13 protein-coding genes are annotated in these 12,016 nt (G+C 65.9%); 4 read left to right on the top strand and 9 right to left on the bottom strand.

Features of this window, described 5'->3' with window-relative positions; genetic code table 11:
* Positions 1-115 precede the first annotated feature (115 nt).
* The 6 genes from potA to FOZ70_RS38355 all read right to left on the bottom strand — a co-directional run bounded on the left by potA (position 116) and on the right by FOZ70_RS38355 (position 6,769).
* Positions 116-1,270 (bottom strand): polyamine ABC transporter ATP-binding protein, encoded by a 1,155-nt coding sequence (gene potA / locus FOZ70_RS35630; RefSeq protein WP_027788941.1) that lies wholly within the window; start codon positions 1,268-1,270, stop codon positions 116-118.
* Between the two features lie 187 nt (positions 1,271-1,457).
* Positions 1,458-2,573: a polyamine ABC transporter substrate-binding protein gene (locus FOZ70_RS35625; protein ID WP_021163819.1), complete on the bottom strand. Its 1,116-nt coding sequence runs from the start codon at positions 2,571-2,573 to the stop codon at positions 1,458-1,460.
* A 61-nt stretch (positions 2,574-2,634) separates the two neighbouring features.
* On the bottom strand, positions 2,635-4,068 hold the full coding sequence (locus FOZ70_RS35620; protein ID WP_048029172.1) for an aspartate aminotransferase family protein: 1,434 nt from the start codon (positions 4,066-4,068) through the stop codon (positions 2,635-2,637).
* Positions 4,069-4,105: 37 nt separating this feature from the next.
* Positions 4,106-5,443, bottom strand: a complete 1,338-nt coding sequence (locus FOZ70_RS35615) for a glutamine synthetase family protein (RefSeq protein ID WP_048025396.1) — start codon at positions 5,441-5,443, stop codon at positions 4,106-4,108.
* A gap of 29 nt (positions 5,444-5,472) precedes the next feature.
* Positions 5,473-6,261 (bottom strand): gamma-glutamyl-gamma-aminobutyrate hydrolase family protein, encoded by a 789-nt coding sequence (locus tag FOZ70_RS35610; RefSeq protein WP_193094955.1) that lies wholly within the window; start codon positions 6,259-6,261, stop codon positions 5,473-5,475.
* Positions 6,262-6,544: 283 nt separating this feature from the next.
* Positions 6,545-6,769 carry a hypothetical protein gene (locus tag FOZ70_RS38355; protein WP_072437498.1) on the bottom strand — a complete coding sequence of 75 codons (225 nt, stop codon included), beginning with the start codon at positions 6,767-6,769 and terminating at the stop codon, positions 6,545-6,547.
* Positions 6,770-7,182: 413 nt separating this feature from the next.
* Between FOZ70_RS38355 and FOZ70_RS35605 the strand changes: the two genes are divergently transcribed.
* Positions 7,183-7,734, top strand: coding sequence for a cupin domain-containing protein (locus FOZ70_RS35605; protein ID WP_042976781.1), 552 nt, complete (start codon positions 7,183-7,185; stop codon positions 7,732-7,734).
* A 97-nt stretch (positions 7,735-7,831) separates the two neighbouring features.
* Positions 7,832-9,322, top strand: coding sequence for an aldehyde dehydrogenase (locus FOZ70_RS35600; RefSeq protein WP_021162114.1), 1,491 nt, complete (start codon positions 7,832-7,834; stop codon positions 9,320-9,322).
* A gap of 96 nt (positions 9,323-9,418) precedes the next feature.
* Here the strand turns inward: FOZ70_RS35600 and FOZ70_RS35595 are convergent, their stop codons facing one another.
* A complete protein-coding gene (locus tag FOZ70_RS35595) occupies positions 9,419-9,619 on the bottom strand; it encodes a heavy-metal-associated domain-containing protein (RefSeq protein ID WP_021162112.1) in 201 nt (66 codons plus the stop codon).
* Between the two features lie 363 nt (positions 9,620-9,982).
* Here FOZ70_RS35595 and FOZ70_RS35590 point away from each other — a divergent pair, with 363 nt between their 5' ends.
* On the top strand, positions 9,983-10,315 hold the full coding sequence (locus FOZ70_RS35590) for a cupredoxin domain-containing protein (protein WP_021162111.1): 333 nt from the start codon (positions 9,983-9,985) through the stop codon (positions 10,313-10,315).
* A 12-nt stretch (positions 10,316-10,327) separates the two neighbouring features.
* A complete protein-coding gene (locus FOZ70_RS35585; RefSeq protein WP_048025393.1) occupies positions 10,328-11,164 on the top strand; it encodes an FTR1 family protein in 837 nt (278 codons plus the stop codon).
* Positions 11,165-11,273: 109 nt separating this feature from the next.
* Here FOZ70_RS35585 and FOZ70_RS35580 read toward each other — a convergent pair whose 3' ends face one another.
* The gene (locus FOZ70_RS35580) at positions 11,274-11,492 is read right to left on the bottom strand and encodes a hypothetical protein (RefSeq protein ID WP_021162109.1); all 219 of its coding nucleotides are present in this window, start codon (positions 11,490-11,492) and stop codon (positions 11,274-11,276) included.
* On the bottom strand, positions 11,492-11,950 hold the full coding sequence (locus tag FOZ70_RS35575) for a hypothetical protein (RefSeq protein ID WP_124590497.1): 459 nt from the start codon (positions 11,948-11,950) through the stop codon (positions 11,492-11,494). Before FOZ70_RS35575 ends, FOZ70_RS35580 begins: the two co-directional genes overlap by 1 nt.
* Positions 11,951-12,016 lie beyond the last annotated feature (66 nt).

Here is a 12,016-nt window from a genome sequence, read left to right as displayed (position 1 = left end):
GAAGCGCGACAGCATCGAGAAGCGGCCCGGGCGCGCGCGGCCGGCGCCGGTGCTCGCCGCGCCGGCAGACACCGGCGCGGACGAAGTGGAAGCGGAGGTTCTCATCGTGGCGTCCTCACTGCGTCAGCACGACGCCGCTGGCCGGCGACCACGACACGAACACGTCGTCGTTCCACGCCGGCGCGTTGTCGTTCATCAGGTGCGAGCTCGACAGGTTCGACACCACCGTCTTGCCGCTCGGCAGGCGCACGTGGTACAGCGAGTAGCTGCCCATGTACGCGATGTCGGTCACGACGCCGCGCGCCCAGTTGTGTTTCGAGCCCGGTTTCTCGCGCGACACGTGCACGCGTTCCGGGCGCACCGAGATGCCGACCGGCATCCCGAGCGGGCCCGTCACGCCGTGGCTCACGTACATGCGCGCCTCGAGGTCGTCGCTTTCGACGAAGATGTGGTCGGGTTCGTCCTCGACCACGCGCCCTTCGAACAGGTTGGTCGAGCCGATGAATTCGGCCGAGAAACGGCTGTTCGGGTATTCGTAGACTTCGCCGGGCGAGCCGATCTGCACGATCTTGCCCTCGCTCATCACCGCGAGGCGGCTCGCCATCGTCATCGCTTCTTCCTGGTCGTGCGTGACCATCACGCAGGTCACGTCGACCTTCTCGATGATGTTCACGAGTTCGAGCTGGGTCTTCTGGCGGATCTTCTTGTCGAGCGCGGACATCGGCTCGTCGAGCAGCAGCAGCTTCGGGCGCTTGACCAGCGAGCGGGCCAGCGCGACGCGTTGCTGCTGGCCGCCGGAGAGCTGATGCGGCTTGCGCTTCGCGTACTTGCTCATCTGCACGAGCGCGAGCGCGTCGGCCACGCGTTCCCGGATCTCGTTCTTCGGCGTGCCCTCCTGCTTCAGGCCGAACGCGACGTTCGATTCGACCGTCATGTGCGGGAACAGCGCGTACGACTGGAACATCATGTTGACCGGGCGGCGGTACGGCGGCAGCGACGCGAGATCCTCGCCGTCGACGAAGATCTTGCCGGAGGTGGCCGTCTCCAGCCCGGCGAGCATGCGCAGCAGCGTCGACTTGCCGCAGCCCGAGCTGCCGAGCAGCGCGAACAGTTCGTTCTTCGCGATCGTCAGGTTCACGTTGTCGACGGCCGTGCTGTCGCCGAATTTCTTCACGACGTTTTCGATGCGGACGAAGGCGTCGTTTTGGGTACGGGCCGCGGGGGCCGGTTGGGTCTGTCGTGCAGCAGCGGAAGAGGGTATCGATTGCATGGGATTCACCATTCGTTCTTCACGGATTGCAGGCGTGAGCGTCCCCGCGCGAGGCGCGTCATGCGACTCGCGGGCAACGGCTCGTGCCGGATGGAACAGTGCGCGCGGCGCGCGCGGGCGGATGGAGTCCGCGGATCTCAGGCGGGCAGGCGTGAAGCGATGCCTGCGCCGCCGGAATGCTTCGCGATCAGTGGCCCGTCTTCAGCTGGGCCCACAGACGGTTCTCGAGGCGCAGGATGTCGGCCGGCATCGGCTTCATCAGCACCATCTTCTTCAGCACGTCTTCGGGCGGGTAGACGGTCGGGTCCTGCGCGACGGCCGGCGTGACGAACTGGTGCGCGGCCTTGTTCGCGGTCGGGTAGAACACCGTGTTGGTGATCGCCGCGTTGACCTTCGGATCGGACACGTAGTTGATCCACTTCAGGGCGGCCTCGGGGTGCGGTGCGTCCTTCGGGATCACCATCACGTCGAACCACAGCAGGCCGCCTTCCTTCGGATTCGAGAACTTGATGTCGTACGAGCGCTTCGCTTCGGCCGAGCGGCGATGCGCGATGCCGACGTCGCCCGACCAGCCGAGCACGACGCACACGTCGTTGTTCGCGAGGTCGTTGATGTAGCCGGACGAGTTGAACTGGGTGATGTACGGGCGGACTTTCTTCAGGACTTCGAACGCAGCCTGGTAGTCGCCGGGGTTCTTGCTGTTCGGATCCTTGCCCATGTATTGCAGCGTCGCGGCGAACACGTCGACGGCCTGGTCGAGGAACGACACGCCGCAGCTCTTCAGCTTTTCCATGTTGGCCGGATCGAACACCAGCGCCCAGCTGTCGACCGGCGCCTTGTCGCCGAGTGCCTTCTTCACCGCCTGCGCGTTGTAGCCGATACCGTCGGTGCCGTAGGCCCAGGGCACGCCGTACTGGTTGCCCGGATCGGCGTCCGAGATCATCTTCATCAGCAGCGGGTCGAGGTTCGCGAGGTTCGGCAGCTTCGACTTGTCGAGTTTCTGGTACACGCCGGCCTGGATCTGCTTGGCCATGTAGTTCGACGTCGGCACGACGATGTCGTAGCCAGAACTGCCGGCAAGCAGCTTCGCCTGAAGCGTGTCGTCGCTGTCGTAGTTGTCGTACTTGACGTGGATCCCGGTCTGCTTCTGGAAGTTCGGGATCGTGTCCGGTGCGATGTAGTCGGACCAGTTGTAGACGTTCAGATCCTCGGCATGTGCCGACGGGCTGGCGACCGACGTGAACGCGGCCGCGGCGGCAAGGGCGGCAACGGAACAGGCTTGGCGAAGAAAGCAGGCACGCATGGTGGAATTCCCCTGGTTATGGCGGCGTGCGGCGCCCGCCGCACGCCTGTAGGCAAAACCGTTACGAAATACCCAGTTGCTGGGCGGTTGCATCGACTGCTTTTTTCGCCTTCGATACGAGTTCATCGATTTCCTGACGCGAGATCACGAGCGGCGGCGACAGCAGCATCCGGTCGCCGGTCGCACGCATGATCAGGTTGCCGTTGAAGCAGAAGTCGCGGCAGATCGTGCCGACGTCGCCGCCGTTCGCGAAGCGACGGCGTTCGGCCGGTGCCTCGGCGAGCTGAAGGCTCGCGACGAGGCCGTGGCCGTGCACTTCGCCGACGATCGGGTGACGCGCGAAGGTCTCGCGCATCAGCGCCTGGAAGTACGGGCCCGTGTCGTTCTTCACGCGCTCGACGATCCCTTCGTCGCGCAGCAGCTTCAGGTTCGCGACCGCGACGGCTGCCGCCACCGGGTGGCCCGAGTACGTGAGGCCGTGATTGAATTCGCCGTTGTCGATGATCGGCCGCGCCACGCGCTCGTGAATGCCGACGGCCCCCATCGGCACGTAGCCCGACGTGAGGCCCTTGGCCATCGTGATCAGGTCCGGCTCGAAGCCGAAGTGCTGATGCGCGAACCATTCGCCGGTACGGCCGAAGCCGCCGATCACTTCGTCGGCCACCAGCAGGATGTCGTACTTGCGGCAGATCCGCTGGATTTCCGGCCAGTACGTCGACGGCGGGAAGATCACGCCGCCCGCGCCCTGGAACGGCTCGCCGATGAACGCCGCGACGTTTTCCGCGCCGAGTTCGAGGATCTTCGCCTCGAGCTGCTGCGCGCGGGCCAGGCCGAACGCTTCCGGCGTTTCGCCGGCCGCCGCCTCGCCGAAGAAATACGGCTGGTCGATGTGCACGATGTTCTCGACCTTCGACGGCATCTGCTCGTGCATGTAGCCCATCCCGCCGAGCGTGCCGCCCGCGATCGTCGAGCCGTGGTAACCGTTCTTGCGCGAGATCACGAACTTCTTCTGCGGCTGGCCCTGCACGCGCCAGTACTGGTGCACGAGGCGCAGCACGGTGTCGTTGCCTTCCGAGCCGCTGTTGCAATAGAAGAAGTGGTTGAAGCCGGCCGGCGTGACTTCCGCGAGCATCGCGGAGAGTTCGATCACCGGCGGGTGCGTGGTCTTGAAGAAGGTGTTGTAGAACGGCAGTTCCTGGATCTGGCGATACGCGGCGTCGGCGAGTTCCTTGCGGCCGTAGCCGACGTTCACGCACCAGAGGCCGGCCATCCCGTCGATGACCTTGTTGCCGTCCGAGTCCCACAGGTAGACGCCGTCGGCCTTCACGATCACGCGGCTACCCGCGCGGTTCAGCGCGCCCATGTCCGAGAACGGGTGGATGTGGTGCGCGGCGTCGAGCGCGCGGTATTCGGCGGTCGAGCGCGCCTGCGTCGTGCGCGGTGCGGCGGCCGGCGCGGCGGGCTGGATCCAGGCAGATTCGTTGCGGTACGTCATGTTTCCTCCGTGTTTCCGTATTCGGTTGTGTGCACGCTCAGACGTGCAGCAGCAGATGGCGGCGTTCCCACGAGCTGATCACGCGGAAGAACGCTTCGTATTCGGTTTCCTTCAGCGCGAAATACGCCTTCAGGAACTTGTGGCCGAGGATCTCGCCGAGCGGCTCGCACGCGGCCATCAGCGTCAGCCCTTCCTCGAGGTTGCGCGGCAGCTGGTACGGCAGTTCGTAGCCGTCGCTGACGAGCGGCTCGGTCGGTTCCAGGCGCTGCGTCATGCCGAGATAGCCGGCCGCGAGCGTCGCGGCGAGCGCGAGGTACGGGTTGCAGTCGACGCCCGGGATGCGGTTCTCGATGCGGCGTGCCGACGGGCCCGAGTGCGGGATGCGGAAGCCGACCGTGCGGTTGTCGTAGCCCCACTGCACGTTGATCGGCGCGGCCATGAAGCGCGACAGGCGGCGATACGAATTGATGTACGGCGCGAAGATCGGCATCAGCGCGGGCGTGTACTTCTGCAGCCCCGCGAGATAGTTGTAGAACATCGACGTCGCGCCGCCGGTTTCGGGCGACGTGAACAGGTTCTGGCCCGTTTCCTCGTCGACGATGCTCTGGTGCACGTGCATTGCCGAACCCGGTTCGTCTTCCATCGGCTTGGCCATGAACGTCGCGTACATGTTGTGACGCAGCGCGGCTTCGCGCACCGTGCGCTTGAACAGGAACACCTGGTCGGCCAGCGACAGCGCGTCGCCGTGCATGAAGTTGATCTCCATCTGCGCGGCGCCGACTTCGTGGATCAGCGTGTCGATGTCGAGGTTCTGCGATTCGCAGTATTCGTAGATGTCCTCGAACAGCGGGTCGAACTCGTTGACGGCCTCGATCGAATACGACTGGCGGCCCGTTTCCGGGCGGCCCGTGCGGCCGACCGGCGGACGCAGCGGCAGGTCGGGGTCCTTGTTCATGTCGACCAGGTAGAACTCGAGCTCGGGCGCGACGACGGGCTTCCAGCCCTTCGCCTTGTACAGGTCGAGCACGCGGCGCAGCACGTAGCGCGGCGAGATCTCGACCGGCGAGCCGTCGAAGTGCACGCAGTCGTGGATCACCTGCGCGGTCGGGTCGACGGCCCACGGGATCAGGCGGATCGTCGACGTGTCGGGCACGCACACCATGTCGGGGTCGGTCACGCCGGTCAGCGAACCGTCTTCCGGATATTCGCCGGTGACGGTCTGCACCATCACGGCTTGCGGCAGGCGCATCGATTCGCCGGACGTGAACTTGTTGCGGGGCGTGATCTTGCCGCGCGCGATGCCGGCCATGTCGGGAATGATCGCTTCGATCTCGGTGATCCGGTGCTGCTTCAGGAAATCTTCGATGTCTTGCATGTCTGTTCTCGTTGGTTGGGTCGGCGCGCTCAGGCGAGCGCGGCGGCGGCCGTGGCGCGCGTGCGGGCGGCACGGCGCGCGCGGCAGGCGTCGCCGAAGGCGCGGAAGATCGCGCTCGACAGCGGGTCCTGCGCATGCCGCCATTCCGGGTGCCACTGCACGGCGAGGGCGAAAGCCGGTGCATCGACGACGCTCACGGCTTCGATCAGGCCGTCCGGCGCGACGGCTTCGACGGCGAGGCCGGAGCCGAGCTGAGCGATGCCCTGCTTGTGCAGCGAGTTCACGCGCACTTCGTCGCGGCCGCCGGCGAGCGCGTGCAGCTTGCCGCCGGGCGTCAGTCGCACGACGTGCGCGGGGCCGTATTGCGTGTCCATCGGCGCGTCGTCGTCCTCGCGGTGATCGGCGAAGCCCGGCACTTCATGCACGCGCTGGTGCAGCGTGCCGCCGCAGACGACGTTCAGCTCCTGGAAGCCGCGGCAGACTGCGAGCACCGGCACGCCCGCGGCGATCGCCGCGCGCAGCAGCGGCAGCGTCGTCGCGTCGCGGGCCGGGTCGTGCTTCGTGCCGGGTGCGCTCGGTTCGCCGCCGTACAGGTGCGGCTCGACGTTCGAGTAGCTGCCGGTAAACAGCAGGCCGTCGACCGTGTCGAGGATGTCGTCGGTCGACTGGCGCTCGCCGAGCGCGGGCAGCACCATCGCGAGCGCCTGCGCGCCGTCGACGATCGCGGCGACGTATTTGTCGCCGACCGTATGCGACGCGTGTGCGCCGATCTGCGTGTGGTCGGCGGTGATGCCGACGAGTGGTTTCCTTCTTTCCATGACGTCAATCAGTTATCCGGAGGGTTGTTGCGTACGTCTTGCCGGATGTGGCGAAACGCCGGCGTGCAACAGCCCCGCAGCCTGGCGCAGAGCGCTAGGCCGCTGGTGAATGGGCGCAACGGGATGGCGTGGCGATCCGCGCTGCGCGCGACGATCAGGCCGTCGTTCGTTTCATTGCGATACGCGACGCGGCAACGAATGCGCGAACGCGTTCCGTCACCGCACGGACCATGCGGTTGGCGAATCAGCAGACGAAACGAACGACGTAAAGAAAGGAGAGGCGCTACGGCAGCAGCGACGCCACTTCGTCGGTATCGACGGCGACGAATGCGCGTGCGGAAACGGCGTTGTGGCGCCGAACGGAACGACGGGACAGGATGGTGTAGATCGACAGATGCTGCAGGCGAGGACTATGCCAGCCGCAACTGCCATCGGAAGGGGATGCCGCGCTGCGCGAACTTCGCGCCACGCTTCGATCCCACCTCACCAGAGGGCCACGGACTCTCACGATTACACTCGACTGGGTTGTTGAAAGTATTGAACACCCGACCGTTTCTACGCACTGGGCGTTTAAAATAATCAAGGCGCCGGTTACGCGTCATTTACATCGAAGGGCATCAATTTTTGCGTTGCAATAACGCTTTTTGCTGCCGATGAACGCTTGATGACGCGAACCTGAGAGCCAGCATATACGAGCCAAAAACGGCGTCAAATGTTTTTTAACGGTGTTGCATCAGGGCTTTCCCGAGCAGTGCAAACAAAAGATTCGCAAATGGAATAATCGACGGGGTGTTCATTATTTCGAACGCCTTTCAGGGTTTTCCCCGCTGATGTGCGGCATAAAGTGATTAGAATATTCAACGGCTGTCCACTGCGTCGTTTCACTTTGTCATCGCACCTATCGTGTCCGAAACCGAATCGATGTCCACCGAAGTCGCCGAGCGCCTGCGTTTCGTGCGCAACAAGCATGGCCTGTCGCAGCGCGAACTCGCGAAGCGGGCCGGCGTGACCAACGGCACGATCTCGCTGATCGAACAGGGCCGCGTGAGCCCGTCGGTCGGCTCGCTGAAGAAGTTGCTGGAATGCATCCCGATGAGTCTCGCGGAGTTCTTCACGTTCGAACTCGTCGAATCGCGTTCGGTCGTGTCGCGCCGCGACGAGATGCCGAACCTCGGCAACGACACGCTCGCGTTTCATCTGGTCGGCGCGAGCGTGAAGGACCGCAACATGTGCATCCTGCGCGAGATCTACCAGCCGCACGCCGATACGGGGCCCGAGATGCTCGTGCACGCGGGGCACGAGGGCGGTGTCGTCGTGTCGGGCCGGCTCGAGCTGACCGTCGACGGCGCGACGTGGCTGCTCGACCCCGGAGACGGCTATTACTTTGAAAGCCGTTTGCCGCACCGTTTTCGCAATCCCAGCGCGGACCTGATCTGCGAGGTCGTCTCGGCCAATTCGCCGGCGACCTTCTGACTTCCCGACCGCGCATCACCGCATTCGCTGCCGGCCGGCTGCGCGTCACGCGCAGCGGCGCGTCGCATCGCGAATGCCAAAAAACTGAGGCATCCTGATGAACAAGTTGACTTTGGCTGACTGGCAGGACAAGGCGGCGTCGCTCGAGATCGAAGGGCGCGCATTCATCGACGGCGCGTCGCGCGACGCGCACGGCGGCAAGACGTTCGACTGCGTGAGCCCGATCGACGGCCGCGTGCTCGCGAAGGTCGCCGATTGCGGCGAAGCCGACGTGAACGCGGCCGTCGCGGCGGCGCGTCGCGCGTTCGACGCGGGCGTGTGGGCCGGGCTGAACCCGCGTGCGCGCAAGGCCGTGCTGCTGCGCTGGGCCGCGCTGATGCGCGAGCACCTCGACGAGCTGTCGCTGCTCGAGACGCTCGACGCGGGCAAGCCGATCGGCGACACGACGACGGTCGACGTGCCGGGCGCCGCGTATTGCGTCGAATGGTTCGCGGAAGCGATCGACAAGGTGGGCGGCGAGGTCGCGCCGGCCGATCATCATCTCGTCGGCCTCGTCACGCGCGAGCCGGTCGGCGTGGTGGCCGCCGTCGTGCCGTGGAACTTCCCGATCCTGATGGCCGCATGGAAATTCGGCCCCGCGCTCGCGGCCGGCAACAGCGTCGTGCTGAAGCCGTCGGAGAAATCGCCGCTGACCGCGATCCGCGTCGCACAGCTCGCATACGAGGCCGGCATTCCGGCGGGCGTGTTCAACGTCGTACCGGGGGCCGGCGAGCCCGGCAAGCTGCTCGCGCTGCATCGCGACGTCGACTGCATCGCATTCACCGGCTCGACGGCAGTGGGCAAGCTGATCATGCAGTACGCCGCGCAGTCGAACCTGAAGCGCGCGTGGCTCGAACTCGGCGGCAAGTCGCCGAACATCGTGCTGCCCGATTGTCCCGATCTCGACCGCGCGGCGCAGGCGGCCGCCGGCGCGATCTTCTACAACATGGGCGAGATGTGCACGGCCGGCTCGCGGCTGCTCGTGCATCGCGACATCAAGGATGCGTTCATCGAGAAGCTCGTCGCGGCCGCGCGTGCGTACGTGCCCGGCAATCCGCTCGATCCGTCGGTGTCGATGGGCGCGATCGTCGACGGCATCCAGCTCGAGCGTGTGCTCGGCTATATCGAGGCCGGGCGCAGCGAGGGCCGGCTCGTCACCGGCGGTGCGCGCGTGAAGGCGGAAACGGGCGGCTTCTACGTGGAGCCGACGGTATTCGAGGTGAAGCCGGATGCGAGGATCGCACGCGAGGAGATCTTCGGTCCGGTGCTGTCGGTGATCGTGTTCGACGACGTCGACGAGGCCGTGCGGATCGCGAACGATACCGAGTACGGGCTGGCCGCGGCCGTGTGGACGTCGAACCTGACGACCGCGCACGACGTGTCGCGCCGGCTGCGTGCGGGCACCGTCTGGGTGAACTGCTACGACGAAGGCGGCGACATGAACTTCCCGTTCGGCGGCTACAAGCAGTCGGGCAACGGCCGCGACAAGTCGCTGCACGCGCTCGAGAAGTACACCGAACTGAAGTCGACGCTGATCCGGCTGCGCTGATGCACTGCGGGGCGCGGGCGCAGCGCCATAGGGCGGTGTGCCCGCGCCCGTGTGCGTTGCGCCCGCGTTGCGTTCAGTGTTGCGCTAAGCGTGGCGTCAAGCGGTGCGCAGCGCGGGGTGGAAGCCGGCGGCTTCGATGATCGACTGCACGCGCTCGGCGCCTTGCGCCGACTCGACCTTGACGATCTTCGCCGCGACGTCGATGTCGAGCTTCGCGGCGGGATCGGCGGCCGTCACCGCGCGCGTGATTGCATTGGCACAGCCGCCGCAGGTCATGTCCTGGACTTCGAATTCCATCGTGTTCTCCTGAGTTGACGATTGACAAGCATCGACAGCATGAAGCTTGCCACGGTGGGAAGGTCAAGCGTACGCGTGTCGACGAAAATCCGTATCGCGGCTCCGGTGCGACGACGGTAGTGCGGCGACAGCCTGTTGTAAAGGTGATGTCTGATGAATCGCTTGCGGGCTTTTGCCGTCATTCGGCACTTGTCCCGATTGACGGCGAAGCGTTCCGGGCGAAGCGGGGTGGATGCCTTGCCGGGCAAGGCGTAGCGGCACTCGATGAAGCGCGATCACCATGTCGCCAGTAAGGGTACGCGAGTTGGAAATGCGAATCGATCTTAGTATCAGCTCCCTTCGATATTTCAATTCGTTACCCCCATGAACCGTTTTGCTTTCGGCTTTTCGCTGGCGCTGCTGGGCGCATCGGCCACGTCCGCGTTCGCGGCCGACGATGTCGTCAACCTGACCCTGAAGGATCACAAGTTTTCGCCGGACGGCGTGACGATCCCGGCCGGCAAGAAGGTGAAGTTCGTCGTGAAGAACCTCGACGCGACGCCCGCCGAATTCGAGAGCGACGATTTCAAGGCGGAGAAGGTCGTGCCTGCCGGCAAGTCGGTGGAGATCCTGGTCGGGCCGCTGAAGGCCGGGACCTACGAGTTCCACGACGAGTATCACGAAGCGCAGTCGAAGACGCACCTGACCGTCAAGTAAGCGGATACGGACATGCTGTCGACTGCCCTGATCGTCTTTCGTGAAGTGCTCGAGGCCGCGCTGGTGGTGTCGATCGTGATGGCCGCGACAAAAGGCGTGCCGCGGCGCGGCTGGTGGGTCGGCGGCGGCCTGGCGGGCGGCGTGATCGGCGCCGGCCTGATCGCGGCGTTCGCCGACGTGATCTCGCAATGGGCATCCGGCATGGGGCAGGAGGTCTTCAACGCGGGCGTGATGTTCGTCGCGACGTTGATGCTCGCATGGCACAGCATCTGGATGAGCCGGCACGGTCGCGAGATGGCGATGCAGATGACGGCGGTCGGGCGTGCCGTCGCGGCCGGCAGCAAGCCGCTGACGGGGCTCGCGATCGTGGTCGGCGTCGCGGTGCTGCGTGAAGGCTCCGAAGCCGTGCTGTTCCTGTACGGCATCGCGGCGGGCGATCCGGGACAGACGCCGCAGATGATCGTCGGCGGGCTGCTCGGCGTGCTCGGCGGCGCCGGGCTCGGCTACGGGATGTATGCGGGCCTGCTGCAGATTCCGCTGAAGCGCCTGTTCTCCGTCACCAACTGGCTGATCGTGCTGCTCGCGGCGGGGATGGCCAGCCAGTGCGTCGGCTTCCTGCTCGCCGCAGGCCTCGTGCCGTCGTGGGGTGATGCGGTCTGGGATACGTCGTGGCTGCTCAAGGAATCGAGCATCGTCGGCAAGGCGCTGCATACGCTGATCGGCTATACCGCGCGCCCGGCGGGCATCCAGATCGTCGCGTACCTCGCGACGCTGGCCGCGATTGTCGGGCTGGCACGGTTCGTCGGCCGGCCGCAGGCGGCGGTGCGGCCGCCACGGGCCGCGGCTTGAGTTGTCCTGGTTCGAATGACGAAGGGGCGTCGATGACGCCCCTTTTTTCATTGCCGGCTCGCGGCCGACTCGTGTCCGGCGTCGACCACGGCGCGCAGGTCGCGCACGCTCAGCGGTGGCTGTCGATCCAGGCGCGGGCCCATTCGAGCCCCGCTTCGCGCGCGTCGTCCTCGGTGTCGAACACGCCGAGCACGCCGGACGCCTCCACCAGCTTGTTGTTCTGCGTGATCGTGCCGCTCGCCGCGAAGCGCTCGGGCTGCAGGATCTCGTCCTGCTGCAGGATCGCGTGGCCCCAGATCTGGTAGCCGTGGTAGGTTTGCGCTTCCATTATCGAGTCACCTCCGCGGAGCGGTTGTGCGTGCCGACACGCAGCACGTTGCCGTCCGGTGTGTATTGCCGCGGGATGTCGGAGTAATTCAGCGCGTGCTGCGCATCGGGCGCAGCCGGCTGCATGACCGTCAGGCGTCCCGGTGCGGGCTGCGCGACGGGGCGCGGTGCGGCCGGCGTCTCGGCCGCGGTGGCGGGCGGACGATGCGAGCCGGCTTTCACCGCCTGCGCGACACGGCGCTTGTGCGGTTTCACCGCGGCTTTCGGTGTGGCATTCGCGTGCTTCTCCACGCTCTTGCCGGCGCGTGCATCGGCGCCGGTGTGCGCGGCCGGCGTGCGGGCGGCCGGCTGCCGCGCCTCGGGCGGGTTCCAGACTTCGACGTAGTGCTCGGCGGCCCAGCAGCCCGTCGACGCGAACGTCAGTGCCAGCAATCCGCATCCAAAGAGTCTTACTGCCATTGTGTCTCCGTCATATTCGTTGCGGGGCGCGTCGCGGTATCCGGTGCGGGGGCGGCCGTGCAGGGG

Source organism: Burkholderia sp. COPS (assembly GCF_019425585.1).
In the GTDB taxonomy this organism is placed as follows: Bacteria; Pseudomonadota; Gammaproteobacteria; order Burkholderiales; family Burkholderiaceae; genus Burkholderia; species Burkholderia cepacia.
The sequence above is the reverse complement of the archived record's forward strand: the minus strand, read 5'-3'. Positions and strand labels throughout refer to the sequence as shown.

Excerpts from the sequence above, each read along its gene's own strand:
- FOZ70_RS35600 (WP_021162114.1), top strand. The coding sequence starts at position 7,832 with ATGAACAAGTTGACTTTGGCTGACTGGCAGGACAAGGCGGCGTCGCTC.
- FOZ70_RS35585 (WP_048025393.1), top strand. The coding sequence starts at position 10,328 with ATGCTGTCGACTGCCCTGATCGTCTTTCGTGAAGTGCTCGAGGCCGCG.
- FOZ70_RS35610 (WP_193094955.1), bottom strand. The coding sequence starts at position 6,261 with ATGGAAAGAAGGAAACCACTCGTCGGCATCACCGCCGACCACACGCAG.
- FOZ70_RS35580 (WP_021162109.1), bottom strand. The coding sequence starts at position 11,492 with ATGGAAGCGCAAACCTACCACGGCTACCAGATCTGGGGCCACGCGATC.
- potA (WP_027788941.1), bottom strand. The coding sequence starts at position 1,270 with ATGCAATCGATACCCTCTTCCGCTGCTGCACGACAGACCCAACCGGCC.
- FOZ70_RS35605 (WP_042976781.1), top strand. The coding sequence starts at position 7,183 with ATGTCCACCGAAGTCGCCGAGCGCCTGCGTTTCGTGCGCAACAAGCAT.
- FOZ70_RS35615 (WP_048025396.1), bottom strand. The coding sequence starts at position 5,443 with ATGCAAGACATCGAAGATTTCCTGAAGCAGCACCGGATCACCGAGATC.
- FOZ70_RS35625 (WP_021163819.1), bottom strand. The coding sequence starts at position 2,573 with ATGCGTGCCTGCTTTCTTCGCCAAGCCTGTTCCGTTGCCGCCCTTGCC.
- FOZ70_RS35620 (WP_048029172.1), bottom strand. The coding sequence starts at position 4,068 with ATGACGTACCGCAACGAATCTGCCTGGATCCAGCCCGCCGCGCCGGCC.
- FOZ70_RS35595 (WP_021162112.1), bottom strand. The coding sequence starts at position 9,619 with ATGGAATTCGAAGTCCAGGACATGACCTGCGGCGGCTGTGCCAATGCA.
- FOZ70_RS35590 (WP_021162111.1), top strand. The coding sequence starts at position 9,983 with ATGAACCGTTTTGCTTTCGGCTTTTCGCTGGCGCTGCTGGGCGCATCG.
- FOZ70_RS35575 (WP_124590497.1), bottom strand. The coding sequence starts at position 11,950 with ATGGCAGTAAGACTCTTTGGATGCGGATTGCTGGCACTGACGTTCGCG.